This is a genomic window from Actinocorallia aurantiaca, from assembly GCF_039533685.1.
GTDB lineage: Bacteria > Actinomycetota > Actinomycetes > Streptosporangiales > Streptosporangiaceae > Actinocorallia > Actinocorallia aurantiaca.
Genome location: NZ_BAAATZ010000032.1, coordinates 111,421 through 125,770, shown reverse-complemented (window position 1 = coordinate 125,770; position 14,350 = coordinate 111,421). Strand labels below are relative to the sequence as shown.

14 protein-coding genes are annotated in these 14,350 nt (G+C 71.6%); 10 read left to right on the top strand and 4 right to left on the bottom strand.

What is annotated here, in order from left to right; genetic code table 11:
• Positions 1-105: 105 nt before the first annotated feature.
• A complete protein-coding gene (locus tag ABD327_RS31620; RefSeq protein ID WP_344456071.1) occupies positions 106-1,104 on the bottom strand; it encodes a helix-turn-helix transcriptional regulator in 999 nt (332 codons plus the stop codon).
• A gap of 62 nt (positions 1,105-1,166) precedes the next feature.
• Here ABD327_RS31620 and ABD327_RS31615 point away from each other — a divergent pair, with 62 nt between their 5' ends.
• Together ABD327_RS31615 and ABD327_RS31610 are read left to right on the top strand one after the other, a co-directional pair.
• Positions 1,167-1,742: a DinB family protein gene (locus tag ABD327_RS31615; protein ID WP_344456069.1), complete on the top strand. Its 576-nt coding sequence runs from the start codon at positions 1,167-1,169 to the stop codon at positions 1,740-1,742.
• Positions 1,739-2,200, top strand: a complete 462-nt coding sequence (locus ABD327_RS31610; RefSeq protein WP_344456067.1) for a VOC family protein — start codon at positions 1,739-1,741, stop codon at positions 2,198-2,200. Before ABD327_RS31615 ends, ABD327_RS31610 begins: the two co-directional genes overlap by 4 nt.
• 11 nt (positions 2,201-2,211) lie before the next feature.
• Here the strand turns inward: ABD327_RS31610 and ABD327_RS31605 are convergent, their stop codons facing one another.
• Positions 2,212-2,865 carry a response regulator gene (locus ABD327_RS31605; protein ID WP_344456065.1) on the bottom strand — a complete coding sequence of 218 codons (654 nt, stop codon included), beginning with the start codon at positions 2,863-2,865 and terminating at the stop codon, positions 2,212-2,214.
• On the bottom strand, positions 2,853-3,983 hold the full coding sequence (locus ABD327_RS31600; RefSeq protein ID WP_344456063.1) for a sensor histidine kinase: 1,131 nt from the start codon (positions 3,981-3,983) through the stop codon (positions 2,853-2,855). The genes ABD327_RS31605 and ABD327_RS31600 overlap by 13 nt, the downstream gene beginning before the upstream one ends.
• Before the next feature lie 214 nt (positions 3,984-4,197).
• Here ABD327_RS31600 and ABD327_RS31595 point away from each other — a divergent pair, with 214 nt between their 5' ends.
• Entirely contained in the window at positions 4,198-5,313 is a 1,116-nt protein-coding gene (locus ABD327_RS31595; protein WP_344456060.1) for an alpha/beta hydrolase, read from the top strand.
• 15 nt (positions 5,314-5,328) lie between these two features.
• On the opposite strand, the gene ABD327_RS31590 is transcribed toward ABD327_RS31595, so the two are convergent.
• Positions 5,329-6,732 carry a family 1 glycosylhydrolase gene (locus tag ABD327_RS31590; RefSeq protein WP_344456058.1) on the bottom strand — a complete coding sequence of 468 codons (1,404 nt, stop codon included), beginning with the start codon at positions 6,730-6,732 and terminating at the stop codon, positions 5,329-5,331.
• An 80-nt stretch (positions 6,733-6,812) separates the two neighbouring features.
• Here ABD327_RS31590 and ABD327_RS31585 point away from each other — a divergent pair, with 80 nt between their 5' ends.
• The 7 genes from ABD327_RS31585 to ABD327_RS31555 all read left to right on the top strand — a co-directional run bounded on the left by ABD327_RS31585 (position 6,813) and on the right by ABD327_RS31555 (position 14,273).
• Positions 6,813-7,424 (top strand): TetR/AcrR family transcriptional regulator, encoded by a 612-nt coding sequence (locus ABD327_RS31585; RefSeq protein WP_344456056.1) that lies wholly within the window; start codon positions 6,813-6,815, stop codon positions 7,422-7,424.
• 75 nt (positions 7,425-7,499) lie between these two features.
• Entirely contained in the window at positions 7,500-8,738 is a 1,239-nt protein-coding gene (locus ABD327_RS31580) for an MFS transporter (RefSeq protein WP_344456053.1), read from the top strand.
• Positions 8,735-10,504: a sulfatase gene (locus ABD327_RS31575; protein WP_344456051.1), complete on the top strand. Its 1,770-nt coding sequence runs from the start codon at positions 8,735-8,737 to the stop codon at positions 10,502-10,504. The genes ABD327_RS31580 and ABD327_RS31575 overlap by 4 nt, the downstream gene beginning before the upstream one ends.
• 104 nt (positions 10,505-10,608) lie before the next feature.
• A complete protein-coding gene (locus ABD327_RS31570; RefSeq protein ID WP_344456049.1) occupies positions 10,609-11,463 on the top strand; it encodes an ABC transporter ATP-binding protein in 855 nt (284 codons plus the stop codon).
• Complete coding sequence (locus tag ABD327_RS31565) at positions 11,460-12,485, top strand: ABC transporter permease subunit (protein ID WP_344456047.1); 1,026 nt, start codon at positions 11,460-11,462, stop codon at positions 12,483-12,485. The genes ABD327_RS31570 and ABD327_RS31565 overlap by 4 nt, the downstream gene beginning before the upstream one ends.
• Before the next feature lie 13 nt (positions 12,486-12,498).
• Positions 12,499-13,614, top strand: a complete 1,116-nt coding sequence (locus ABD327_RS31560; protein ID WP_344456045.1) for a sensor histidine kinase — start codon at positions 12,499-12,501, stop codon at positions 13,612-13,614.
• 5 nt (positions 13,615-13,619) lie between these two features.
• Positions 13,620-14,273 carry a response regulator gene (locus ABD327_RS31555; protein WP_344456043.1) on the top strand — a complete coding sequence of 218 codons (654 nt, stop codon included), beginning with the start codon at positions 13,620-13,622 and terminating at the stop codon, positions 14,271-14,273.
• The last annotated feature ends 77 nt before the right edge of the window (positions 14,274-14,350 follow it).

Below are 14,350 nucleotides of genomic sequence, written 5' to 3'. Positions count from 1 at the left end.
TGCGGACGGCACCGATGTCCGCGGCGATGAGGGCGTGGACGGTGTGACCTGGTCCGCGGCTCGGGTCGGCGTGCTCGGCGTAGAGGTGGCGGAGGGGTTCGCGGCTCAGGGATCCTCCGCGGCCGGCGCCGGTGAGGCCGCCGCACCGGCCGACAGCAGTCTCTCGGCCAGCACGCGGCAGCGCCTTCGCAGCTCGGGAGGGTCGAGCACCTCGAAGTCGTGCCCCAGCAGGAGCACGTGCATGAGCACGGAGTCGAGTCTCTCGGCGCCGCTGAGCACCTCGCAGAGCTCGTCTCCCCGCTCTCGTACGACGGCCGCCGACGCCGGAATCTGCGCGCGCACCCGCGCCGCCGAGGCGTGCACGAGGAAGCGCGCCTGGTGCGGGTAGACCCGGCTCGCCACGTTCTCCTGCACGTACGTCGCCGCGTCGGGCGCCGCGCGCGGGCGGAAGCGCCAGGTCCGCGCGGACACACCGGTCATCCGGTCGACGCGGAAGTTGCGCCAGCCGTCGCGGTCGAGATCGTAGGCGAGGAGGTACCAGCGCCGGTCGGAGGCGACCAGGCGGTAGGGCTCGACCCGCCGCTCCCGCACCTCGCCCCCGGACGGATAGTCGAAACCGGCCTCGACCTCGTCGCGGCAGGCTCTGGCCAACGTCATGAGCACCTGGGGGTCGACCGGCGTGCGGCCTCCGCCGAAGGACTCCACCGAGCCGGAGAGCGCGTGCACCTCGTGCCGCAGCCGGGTGGGCAGCACCCGGTCGAGCTTGGTCAGCGCCCGGAGCGCGGCGTCACCGGCTCCGGCGACGCCGCCGCCCGCGCCGGCGAGCAGTGAGGCCACGGTGGCGATCGCCTCCTCGTCGTCCAGAAGCAGCGGCGGCAGGTCCTGCCCGGCCCCGAGCCGGTAGCCGCCGCCGACGCCCTGACCGGCGTGCACCGGATAGCCGAGCGAGCGCAGCCGCTCGACATCCCGCCGTACCGTGCGCGGCGTGACCCCGAGCCGGTCGGCCAGCTCGGGGCCGGTCCAGACCTGCCGCTGCTGCAGCAGCCCGAGCAGGGTGAGCACCCGCTCCGTCGTACTCCGCTCATCCCCGCCTGTCGCGCCCATATCGCCCACCCTGTCAGAGATAGCGGACCGATCCCGTCCGCCATGGGTGTCAGAGTGGATCCATGGACGCAGACGACCTCGACTGGAACCGGACACTGCGTGAGCAGTGGGAATTCCACTGGAACCACCAGCTGCGAGCCCGGCTCGACGGCCTCACCGACGACGAGTACTTCTGGTCGCCGGTGCCGGACGCCTGGAGCGTACGGCGGCGTGGCGACTCGACGATGCCCGTGCAGCCCGGTTCCGGTGACTTCACGATCGACTACGCCTTCCCGGAGCCGGTCCCTACGCCTTTCACCACGATCGCCTGGCGACTCGGCCACGTCATCGTCGGCGTGCTCGCCACGCGCAACGCGGCGCACTTCGGTGCGCCGGCGGCGTCGTACGAGACCTGGGAGTACGCCGGCGGCGCGGCCACCGCGCTCGACCAGCTCGAGGTCCAGCTCGACGTCTGGCTGGCCGGGGTGCGCGGCCTCGGCGCGGCCGGGCTCCGGGTCCCGGTCGGCGAGAAGGAGCCTTTCCCCGAGCTGCCCATGGCCGATCTGGTGCTGCACATCCACCGCGAGCTGATCCACCACCTGTCCGAGGTCTGCCTGCTGCGCGACCTCTACCTGCACACGAACGGAGCAACCCCATGAGCCGCCACATCCAGGTCACCTTCGACGCCCACGACCCGCGGGCGCTGTCCTCCTTCTGGCGCGACGTCCTGGGCTACGTCCACCCCGGCCCGCCCGGCGTCGACCTGCCGGAGGGCGCAGACCCGCTGGCCGCGTGGGACGGCTTCCTCGCCCGGATCGGCGTACCGGAGGAGCAGCGCAACACGAGATCGGCCATCGAGGACCCGGACGGGCAGGGGCCCCGCCTGTTCTTCCAGCAGGTGCCGGAGGACAAGGTCGCCAAGAACCGCGTCCACCTCGACGTCCGCGCGGCCCCCGGACTGCAGGGGGAGGAGCGGATGGCGGCACTGGAGGCCGAGTGCGCCCGGCTCGTCGCGCTGGGAGCGACGCGGATACGCCGCGACGAGCCCAAGCCCCCGATGAGCGCCGGCTTCATCGTGATGGCCGACCCCGAGGGCAACGAGTTCTGCCTGGACTGACGCGGCTTGGGTCAGGCGAGTCCCGCGTCGTGGGCGAGGAGGGCGATCTGGGTGCGGTTGTCCAGGTCGAGTTTGGTGAGGATGCTGGAGACGTGCGCCTTCACCGTCGTGATGCTCATGGCGAGTTCGGCGGCGATGGTCGCGTTCGTCAGGCCTCGGGCGATCGCGAGGGTCACCTCGTGCTCGCGCGGGGTGAGGGCGGCCAGGACGGCACGGGCCCGCTCATAGGATCCGGTCTGGGCGACGGTGCGCTCCATGAGCCGGCGGGTGACGCTCGGGGACAGGATCGGGTCTCCCGCGGCGACCCGGGTGACGGCTTCCACGATCTGCGAGGGCGGGGTGTCCTTGAGGAGGAAGCCGCTGGCGCCGGCGCGCAGCGCGTGCAGGACGTTCTCGTCGGTGTCGAAGGTGGTCAGCACGATCACCTCCGGAGGGCGGGCGCGGGCGCGCAGCCGGCGGGTGGCGGTGATGCCGTCCACCCGCGGCATGCGCAGGTCCATCAGGACGACCTGGGGGGCGTGGGCGTCGGCGGCGGTGACGGCCTCCTGGCCGTCGGCGGCCTCCGCGACCACGGTGATGCCTGCGATGCCGTCCAGCATCATGGACAGCCCGGCGCGGACCAGGGCGTCGTCGTCGACCAGCAGCACGCGGATCACGTCGGCCATGGTAGCCGCGCCCGGAGCCGGAACAGCCCGCCGGTGATCTGGTGGTCCAGCCGCCCTCCGGTCAGTCGTACCCGCTCGGTGAGCCCGACCAGGCCGAGCCCGCCGTCCGGGGTGAGAGGGGCCTGGCCCGCCGCGGGCATCGGGTTGCGGACGTCGATCAGCAGGTCCTCACCGGGAGCGCCGCGCAGCACCACTTCGGCCTGCAGGCCGGGGGCGTGCTTGCGCGCGTTGGTCAGCCCCTCCTGCACGACGCGGTAGGCGGCCCGGGCGGTGCCCGCCGGGAGCTCGGCGACGTCGGCGGCCTCGTCGCGCAGCAGTACCGGCTGGCCTGCCTGCCGTGCTTCGGCGAGCAGCCGCGGCAGGTCGGACAAAGTGGGCCGAGGCTCCAGGCCCTCGTCCGCATCGTCCTCCTCACGCAGCAGGCCGATGACCTGGCGCAGCTCCTCCAGCGCCTGGTGCACTCCGGTGCGGACCACCCCGGCGGCCCGGGACAGCTGGTCGGGGGAGGAATCCGGGCGGTATTCCAGCGCTCCGGCGTGGGTGGCCACCAGCGACAACCGGTGGGCCAGCACGTCGTGCATCTCCCGGGCGAGCGCGTGCCGCTCGGCCATACGGGCCTCGGCGACCAGCCTGCCCTGTTCGGCCTCGGCGCGCAGGGCACGCTCGTGCAGCGAGATGAGCAGCGCGCGACGGGAACGGGCCCACGCGCCCCAGCCGAGCAACGCGCCGTACGCGGCGCAGATCAGCAGCAGCCACCAGCGGAGGGAGATGCCGGAGCCGGGCCGCCACAGTCCTTGGACCAGGTGGGCCGCGACTCCCGCCGCCGCCACCGCCGCGGCGACGGGGAATCGCCTGCTCTGGGCCACCTGCAACGCCCCCATCGTCGCCGCCGGGGTGGCCGCCGGGGAGGCCGCGGCGAGCAGGGTGGCGGCGAGCGCTCCGGAGGACGGCCACCACAGCTGGGCGACGGCCGCGGCCAGGCTCACCACCGCGACCGCGGCGTCCAGCCACAGCAGGGACCCGCCGGCCTGCCCCCACAGCGACACGGCGGTCAGCACGCCCATTCCAAGGAACACGCTCGCCACCGCGACCGGACGGGGAGGGTGGGTCTCGATCACCGTCTCAGGCTAATCCCCGGTGCGGCGGAGCCGTCACCTACCAAAGTCGGACCCCGCCCCTGCTCGAGGAGGGCGGTGCGCGACCGCTCGCCCGATGCGACGGACCAGGCGAGGAGGCGAGGCTGACCGGTATGAACATCCCCATCACCGGACCCCCGCTCGCCGTGATCGGCGCGTCTGCGACCGCCCCCGCCGTGCCCGGGCCGGTGCGCCGATGAACCCTCCCTACGGATACCTGATCACCTTGGTCTACATCGCGATCTGCACCCTGCTCGCGCTGACCGCCCCTGCCCGGCCCCGGCCGCTGGCCATGCTCGCCTTCCGCCTCGCCGTCGCCGTCAACGAACTGCCCTTCGCGGCGTTCGCCTGGCTCCTGGCCGCCACGGTCCTCACCCTCGTCCAGGGCGACCTGACTCCGCTCCTCGCCACCGGCGCGGCGGTGACCATGGCGGGTCTCGGCCTGGTGGCCTGGCGCGGACGCCGAGCGCTGCCCGCCGTACAGCGCGCCATGGGCGCGGTGCCCGTCTCGTCCCGCCTGCCGTACGGACGCATCCTGCTGCGGCCCTTCTTCCGCCGCCGCCACGCGGTGGAACGCATCGCCGACCTCCGGTACGGTCCGGCCGGCAGGCGCAACCTCCTGGACCTCTACAGGCACCGTTCCCGGCTGCCCTCGGCCCCGATCCTCATCCACCTGCACGGCGGCGGCTACACGTCGGGCCGGAAGAACAGCCAGTCCCTGCCGCTCCTCTACCGCATGGCCGACCAGGGTTGGGTGTGCATCAGCGCGAACTACCGGCTGCGCCCTCAGGCGACCTTGCAGGAGCACCTGGAAGATGCCGGGAAGCTGCTCGCCTGGGTCCGGGAACACGGCCGCGCGTACGGAGGCGACCCTGATCGGATCGTCTTGGCGGGCAGTTCGGCCGGCGCCCACCTGGCGTCCCTGATGGCGCTCACTCCCGACGAGGCCGGTTTGGGTGCCTCTATCAAGGCGGTGATCGGCCTGGGCGGCTACTACGGCCCCTACTACGGTATGGATTCGCGGTCCTCGCCCTCGGCCCGTGTCCGGCCGGACGCGCCGCCGTTCCTCCTCGTCCACGGAGACCACGACACCGTCGTCCCGGCCGAGGACGCCCGGCTCTTCGCCGAGCGCCTACGCGAGTCCTCGACCCGGCCGGTCGTCTACGCCGAGCTGCCCGGCGGGCAGCACGCCTTCGACCTGTTCCACTCGCCGCGCTTCGAAGCCGTCATCAACGCCGTCGACGCGTTCACCGCCCGGGTGCTGTCGTCCGGCTCCCCGGTCCCGAACGCCACGACCGGCGATCGGGGATGAGCTCCGCCGTCCGTTTCAGGGAGCGGACGGCGCGTCCGGTCGGCGCTGGGACTCGAGCTGGGCGCGGAGCCAGTGGTAGGACGCCTTCGGGGTGCGTTCCAGGGTCTCGAAGTCGACGTGGACGAGGCCGAAGCGCTGGCTGTAGCCCTCGGCCCACTCGAAGTTGTCCAGCAGAGACCAGACGAAGTAGCCGCGGACGTCCACGCCGTCGGTGATGGCGCGGTGCAGGGCCCGGAGGTGGCCGTCCAGGTAGGCGACGCGGTCGTCGTCGGGGCTGCCGGGCTCGTCGTGGGAGGAGCAGCCGTTCTCGGTGATGGTGATCGGGGGGAGGGCCGTCCCGTAGCGGGCGCGCAGGCCGGTGAGGAGTTCGTGCAGGGCGTCGGGGACGACGGGCCAGCCGAACGCGGTCACCGGGTGGCCGTCGATCGGGGCGTCCTCGAAGGGCAGGCCCACTTCCTGGATCCGGTCGCCCACCTCGCCCAGCACGGACGGGCCTTCGTGCGGTGCCGATCCGGCGGGCGCGGCGACCCGGGTCGGGCTGTAGTAGTTGACGCCGAGGCCGTCGATCGGCGCGGAGATCAGGGCCAGATCGCCGTCCTGGACGAACGGGAACTCGGTCATCCCGTAGGCGGACAGGTCGGGGTAGCGGCCCAGGAGGAGAGGATCGGTGAACAGGCGGTTCTGGAGGGCGTCGAAGGCGTCCGCGGCGGCCCGGTCGGCGGGGGTGTCGGCGGCTGTCCAGACCGGGCTGTAGTTGTTGGTCAGCAGGATCTCGCCGGTGGCGCGTTCGCGTAGCGCCGGCACCGCCAGGCCGTGGCCGAGCAGCAGGTGGTGGGCGGCCGGGAGGGCGTCCAGCAGCAGCATCCTGCCGGGTGCGTGGGTGCCGAGGCTGTAGCCCTCCGACATGTGGACGAACGGCTCGTTCAGCGTGATCCAGGCGGCGACCCGGTCGCCGAGCCGGTCGGCGACGAGGGCCGCGTAGTCGGCGAAGCGGTGGGCGGTGTCGCGGTTCGTCCAGCCGCCGAGGTCCTCGAGCGCCTGCGGCAGGTCCCAGTGGTAGAGGGTCAGGAAGGGCGCGATGCCGTGTTCGAGGAGGGCGTCGACCAGGCGTTCGTAGAAGTCCAGGCCCCGGGTCTCGGCGGGGCCGCGGCCGTCCGGCTGGACACGCGGCCACGCGACGGAGAACCGGTAGACGTCGGCGCCGAGGCCGGCTATCAGAGCCACGTCCTCGGGCCAGCGGTGGTAGTGGTCGCAGGCGGTCTCGCCGGTGTCGCCGTTCTTGATCCGGCCGGGCTGCGCGCAGAAGGCGTCCCAGATGCTCGTGCCCCGCCCGTCGGCCTGGACCGCGCCCTCGATCTGGTACGCGGCGGTGGCGGTGCCCCAGCGGAACCCGTCGGGGAAGCGGGGAAGCGCGTCCATGGGTGACTCCCGTTCTAGCATGAGCGATGACGGCATTAGAACATGAACAAGTGTCATATTTCCAGATTGGGGGGCGGCCCATGACCGGAGGCGTACGGCGCGCGCCGGTGCAGCGCCGCAGTGTCGAGCGGTTCGAGCGGCTGCTCGACGCCTGCGCCGAACTCCTCGCCGAAGTCGGCCACGACGCGCTGACGACGAGGGGCGTCGCCCGGCGGGCGGGTGTCCCGATCGGCACCCTGTACCAGTTCTTCGACGGCAAGGCCGGCCTGCTCCAGGCACTGGCCTCGCGGAACCTCGGGCTGCTGCTCGCGCGGGTCCGCGAACGGCTCGCGGGGGAGTCCGCGGGAGACTGGGGCGAGGCCGCGGTCCTGGTCTACGACGAGATCCTCGCGATGCGCCGCGTCCTGCCCGGATTCTTCGTGGCCGACCCCGGGGACGGCAGCCCGTTCGACGCCGACCTCGTCCGCCGCGCCGACACGGCGATGGCCGGGGAGTTGTACGCGCTCGGCCTCCGGGAGGCGAACCTGCCGCCCCTGCCAGACCCCGAACGGGTGCTGCTGGTGGCCATCACCTCCACCGACGGTCTGCTCAGACTCGCCTTCCAGGCGCACGAGGACGGGGATCCCGCGGTGATCGCACTCGGCGCGCGCATGCTGCGCGCCTACTTCCGCGAGATCGCTGACCCGCAATAACATGAGCCTTGTTCACTTTTGCCGGGATCGATGATATCCCTTACCCGGACCGTGGCCCCCCGCGCTGAGGTGAACATGCTTCCAGGACGCAACCCCCCGCCTCCCGCACCGGACCCTCCCGGCCTCGGCCGCGACTGGTTCCTGGGCTACTCGCTCACCTGGTTCGCCTACTGGCTGCTGGTCATGATGCCGCCCCAGTTCATGACCCCCCATCTGATCGGGATCATCGAACCGGAGCGCAAGGTCGGCATCCTGTCGTTCCTCCTGATCCTGAACGCGGCGGTCGCGGTGGTCTGCGTGCCGCTCGCGGGCATGGCGTGCGACCGGACGCGGAGCCGGTTCGGACGCCGCCGGATCTGGGCGGTGGGCGGCCTGGCGGTGGGCGGCGTCCCGTTCGCGCTGGTGGGCTCGCAGGACGACTGGCGGGTCGTGGCGGCGCTGATGGTGCTGGTCTCGATGGGCACGTCCTCGTTCCTGGTGGCGCTCAGCGCGGTGATCGCCGACCGGGTGCCGCCGCACCGGCGCGGGACGGCGTCGGCGGCGATGGGCGTGCCCCAGGTGGTCGCCGTCGTCGTCGGCATGGTGATCGTGACGATGCTGGTCACCTCGCTCGGAGCGAGCTGGGCCGTGATCGCGCTGCTGGCGGCGGTGTCCGCCGCCCCGTTCCTGCTGGGCGGACGCGACCGCCCCGCCCCCGCCACGCAGCCCGGCGCATGGGTGAAGGCCGGGGAGAAGGTGCCCTTCCCCCGTCCGCGCGAGCATCCCGACTACTACTGGGCGCTGGCCTCGCGCGTGCTGATCAACGCGGGCAACGGCATCGGGACGGCCTACCTGCTGTACTTCCTGGACGACGTCCTGCACCGCGAGGACCCCGACACCTCACTGCTGATCCTCACGCTCGTCTACCTGGTGTTCTGCGCCGTGTCCGGCTTCCTCGGCGGCAGGCTCTCCGACCGGCTGGGACGCCGCAGAGAACTGGTGGCGCTCGCCGGCGCGCTCCAGGCCGCCGCGGCCCTGCTGCTGGCGATCGCCCCGAGCTGGCCGACCGCGATCGTGAGCTCGGTGCTGCTCGGCATCGGCCTCGGCGCGTTCCTGTCGGTCGACCAGGCACTGGTCACCGACGTCCTGCCCGACCAGCGCACCCGCGCCCGCGACCTCGGCATCATCAACGCCGCGCAGAACGTCCCGCTCTACGCGGCCGTCGGCTGGGCCGTCCTCGCCCTCCTCGACGACTACCAGGCCCTGTACGCGGCCGCCGCGCTCATCATGGCACTGGGAGCCGCGTCCGTCATGCGGATCAGGAGCGTCCGATGAAAGCCATCATGGTCATGTTCGACAGCCTCAACCGGCGGTTCCTGCCGCCGTACGGGGCCGAAGGGGTGCACGCGCCCAACTTCACCCGCCTCGCCGAACGGACCGCCACCTTCGACACCTGCTACGGCGGAAGCATGCCGTGCGTGCCCGCACGGCGCGAGATGCACACCGGCCGCCACAACTTCCTGCACCGCGGATGGGGCCCTCTGGAGCCCTTCGACGACTCGGTCCCGGAAATCCTCAAGGAGAACGGCGTCTACACGCATCTGGCGACCGACCACCAGCACTACTGGCTCGACGGCGGCGCCACCTACCACCCGCGTTACAACACCTTCGAACTCTTCCGAGGCCAGGAAGGCGACGAGTGGAAGGGGCACGTCGCCGATCCCGACATCCCCGAGAGCGTTCCGCACACCGCCGGCCCGCTGCGCCGCCAGGACTGGATCAACCGCCTCTACCTGGCGGAGGAGGCCGACCACCCGCAGACCCAGACGTTCGACGCCGGCCTGCACTTCATCCGCACCAACCACACCGAGGACGACTGGTTCCTCCAGATCGAGACGTTCGACCCGCACGAGCCGTTCTTCAGCTACGACGACTACAAGAAGCTCTACCCCGAGGACTACGACGGCCCGCACTTCGACTGGCCCGACTACAAACGGGTGACCGAGACCCCCGAACAGGTCACCCACCTGCGCAACCAGTACATGGCGCTGCTGTCCATGTGCGACCGCTCCCTCGGCCGGGTCCTCGACCTGATGGACGGCCTTTCGCTGTGGGAGGACACCCTGCTCATCGTCTGCACCGACCACGGACTCCTGCTCGGCGAACACGACTGGTGGGGCAAGAACACGCCGCCGTTCTGGGAGGAGACCATCCACACCCCTCTGTTCGTCTGGGACCCGCGCAGCCGCGTCGCGGGAGAACGCCGGAAGAGCCTGGTTCAGACGATCGACTTCGGGCCGACGCTGCTGGAGTTCTTCGGCGTCGAACGGACCCCTGACATGCGGGGCATGCCGCTCCGCGACGTCGTGGCCGAAGACGTCCCGGTACGCGACGCGGGGCTGTTCGGCTGCTTCGGCGGCCACGTGAGCGTCACCGACGGCCGGTACGTCTACATGCGGGCGTGCGCGGCCCAAGGCAACCAGCCCCTCGCCGAGTACACGCTGATGCCGACGCACATGCGGGGCCGGTTCCCGGTGGAGACCCTGCGTCAAGCCGCCCTCGCCGAACCGTTCTCCTTCACCAAGGGCGTCTCGACGCTCCGCGTACCCGGCTACTCCTACACCGACCCGTACGCGTTCGGAACCCTCCTCTACGACCTGGAAAGCGACCCGGAACAACGGTCGCCGCTGATCGACGACGACCTCGAACTCCGCATGGCCACGCTGCTGACCAGGCTGCTGCGCATCGAAGAAGCCCCTCTGGAGCAGTATGAGCGGCTGGGCCTGCCGCAGAACGGTCCCGTGACCCGTGACCACCTGCTCGTCCAAAAGCAGTGGGAGCAGGTGCAGGCGGCGGAACGGCCACCGCTCACCGCCGGGGAGTTCCCCTCCTCAAGGCTCGGCGTGCTCACCCCCACCCGCGACCTCCTCGCCGAACCCGCTGCCGAGGCGGTACTGCGCCGTCATCTGGGCGCGCTCATGGAAAGCCCGATGCTGCCCGAGGCGCTGCCGTTCTCACTCCTGGAGATCTCCGAACTGGCGACCGGCCTCATCAGCCGTGAGACCTTGCACGCCATCGCGGGAGACCTGGCAGGACTATGACCGGAAGCCGGAGGAGATCAAATGGCCGAAAGTACGGTTGGGTAGAGAGGGAACCGTGCTTTGGGGTGATGTCGAGATAAGGGGCGATTTTCCAGGATGGGGCCATGCCACATCAAGGATCCTCGCCCCCGGTGCTGTACGCCGAGGGGCTGACGAAGAAGTACGGACGGCGGACCGCGTTGAGCGGCGTCGATTTCACGGTTCCCCAGGGGAGCGTGGTCGGGCTGGTCGGCCCGAACGGGGCCGGGAAATCGACGCTGCTGCATCTGGCCTGCGGCCTGATCGAACCGACGTCCGGCAGGCTGCGGGTGCTGGGAGAACGCCCGGCGGCGCACGCCGCGCATCTGGCGAGGGTGGGGTTCGTCGCCCAGAACGCGCCGGTGTACGGGACGTTCAGCGTGGCCGACCACCTGCGCATGGGGGCGCGGATGAACCCGTCATGGGACGGAAGGCTGGCCGAGCGGCGGATCGCACGTGCCGGGCTCGACCTCGCGCAGAAGGCGGGCGGGCTGTCGGGCGGGCAGCGGGCGCAGCTGGCGTTGACGGTCGCGGCGGCCAAGCGCCCCGACCTGCTGATCTTCGACGAGCCCGCCGCCGCGCTGGACCCCCTGGCCCGCGAAGGATTCCTGAAGAGCCTGACGGATTTCGTCGCCGAACTCGGCGCCAGCGCTGTGTTGTCGTCGCACCTGCTCGGAGACGTCGAGCAGGTCTGCGACCACCTCATCGTGCTGTGCGACTCCCGCGTGCAGCTCGCCGGTGACGTCCGGGAACTGCTCGCCGCGCATCGCCGGGTGCCGGTTCGGGACGGGTCGCCCGACGGCGTGGAGCCCGTCCGGGTGAACGGCGAGTACGCGATCGTACGGATCGGCGCCGTGCCACCGCCTCGAGCCGAGCCCGTCACGCTCGAGGAACTCGTCCTCGCCTACATGACCCGGGCGGCGGGGGAGGCGCGGCGATGATCTGGTTGAGCTGGCGGCAGTTCCGCCTCCAGGCGTGCGTCGCCGCCGTCACGCTGGCCCTGTTCGCGGCATACCTCCTGTACCTCGGTACGGACATCCGCGACGCCCACGCCTCCGCTCTCACCCGCTGCGGGCGTGGCGGCGACTGCGGGCAGATCATGAACCAGTTCCAGTCCGGCTACCAGAACACGCTGCTGCTCCTGGCCGCGGGGCTCGGTCTGGCGCTCGCGCTCATCGGCGCGTTCTGGGGAGCTCCGCTCGTCGCGCGGGAGTTCGAGGCGGGCACCCACCGGCTGGTGTGGAACCAGAGCGTGACCCGGCGCCGCTGGTTCGCGAGCAGGCTCGCGTTCACCGTCCTGGCCGGTGCGATCACGGCGGGAGCGGCCGGAGCGCTGCTCACCTGGGCGGCCGCTCCGGTCGACGAGGCGGCGGGCAACCGGTTCAGCACCGTCCTCTTCGGCTCCCGCGACCTCGTCCCCGCCGCCTACGCCGTGTTCGCCGTCGTGTTCGGCGCCGTCGTCGGGCTCCTCGTCCGCCGGACACTGCCCGCGATGGCCATCACGCTGGTCGGTTTCCTCGCCTTCCAGTTCTTCGTGCCCAACGTGATCCGGTCCCATCTCATGGCACCGCAGCGGACGACCCTGGCCATGACGGCCGAGGCCGTGAACCAGGCACGCAACCTGGGCAACTTCAGCGGCGACGCGGTCATCGGAGGGATCACGGTCCCCGGACGCCCCGACGCGTGGGTCAGCCGCACGAGCCCGCTGCTCACCGCCGACGGCGACCCGCTCGAAAAGAGCGCCTTCAACGCCTGCCTCGACGACCCGCCGAAGACCGACACCAGGGGAACGTTCGGCGACACCGCCGCCTGCCTGGGCGGACTCGGCCTCCACCTCGAGGTCGACTACCACCCCGGCGGCCGGTACTGGGCGTTCCAATGGCGCGAGACCGGGCTCTACCTGCTGCTCAGCGGTCTCCTGACGGCGTTCGGCCTCTGGCGCGTCCGACGCGGGCCAAGCTGACGGGATGAACGGTATGAACCGTACGGATCGACCGGGCGGGATCGTCGGCGGCATCGGACTCGGCACCGTGTTCGCCCTCACGATCACCACCACCGCGTACATGATCGGCACCACCTGGGGCGGCGCGCACTGGCTGTTCGGCTGCGCCGTCGGAACGGCGGTGTGCGGGCTCGCGCTCCTGCACCGGCGGTGGCGGGAGAAAGCGGCGTTCGCGGGTCTGGCCGTCACGGCCGCGGCTATCGGAGCGGTCGAGGTCCTCGACCTGCCTCAGCAGCCCGGTCCCGACACCGTTCTCGGTCTGGCGGTGCTCACCGGCACGGCGGTCAGGACCGCACCGCCGGCCCGGGCCTGCGCCGTGGCGGCGGGAGGCGCCCTGGTGGTCGTCGGCACGTGGCTGTGGGGGACCGCCGCCGTTCCGGTATGGGCCACCGCGGGCTGGGCCGTCGCCGTCGCCTTCGGGTGGCGGCGGCGGTTCCTCGACGGCCGGGCCCGAGCCACCGTCGAGAAGGTGCGCCAGGACGAACGGCTGGAGCTCGCCCGGGAACTCCATGACATCGTCGCCCACCACCTCACGGGCATCGTGCTCCAGACCCAGGCCGCGCAGATCGTCGCCCGAAAGGACCCGGCGCGGGCGGTCGACGCTCTGGCCGAAATCGAAGCGGCCGGGTCCGAGGCCCTGACCGCGATGCGCCGCACCGTGGGGCTGCTGCGCGACACCGGCGACGCCCCGCCGACCTCGCCGGGGCCGGAAAGGCTCGGTACGCTCACCGAGCGCTTCAGTGAGCAGGGCCCGCCCGTCCGCCTCACCGAGCCCGACGACACGGAAGACTGGCCGCAGGAGGTGAGCAGCACGGTGTACCGGATCGTCCAGGAGTCTTTGACGAACATCGCACGCCACGCCCCGCACACCCGCTCGGTCACCGTCGAGGTCGGCCGGACACATGAGGGGCTCACCATCGAAGTCACCGACGATGCCGTTTCGGTGCCCTCCCGGTTCCCCCAGCGCGGCGGGTACGGCCTGATCGGGATGCGTGAACGCGTCGAGCGGCTCGGCGGCACCCTGGAGGCGGGTCCTCTCCCGACCGCCGGATGGTCGGTGCGCGCGTCCCTCCCTCTTTCCTCGGAGTAGCCCGGATGCCCATCAAGGTGCTGGTCGCCGACGACCAGGCGATGATCCGCGGCGGCCTGCGGCTCATCCTGGAGGACCAGCCCGACATCGAGGTGGTCGCCGAGGCCGCGGACGGACCCGAGACGATCGCCCTGGCCCGCCGGTTGCGTCCCGACGTGTGCCTGGTGGACATCAGGATGCCGCACCTGGACGGCATCGAGGTCACCCGCGCGCTGGCCGGACCGGACCTGCCCGACCCGCTCCGCGTCGTCGTGGTCACCACCTTCGACCTCGACGAGTACGTCTACGGAGCCCTGCGCGGCGGCGCGGTCGGCTTCATCCTCAAGGACGCGGGCCCCGGCCTGCTCGTCGAGGCCGTCCGTGCCGCCCACAACGGAGACGCGCTGATCTCACCCTCGATCACCCTCCGCCTGCTGAGTCATCTGGCGGCCTCGAAGGCGCCACGCCGTTCCCCCTCCTCACCGCTGTCCGACCGTGAACTCGAGGTCGTGCGCGCCCTCGCCCGCGGCCGTACCAACCAGGAGATCGCCGCGGAGCTCTTCATCTCCCTCAGCACCGTCAAGAGTCACCTGTCCGGCATCCAGTCCAAACTCCAGCTTCGCAACCGGGTCGAGGTCGCCGCCTGGGCCTGGGAGAACCACTTCGTGAAGGCCGTCTGAGCCGTGTCAGGTGCTCTGGAGACCGCCTCGCATCATGCGGCTCGGCCGTTTCGGCTGAGGCCGGTGAACTCCGCGAC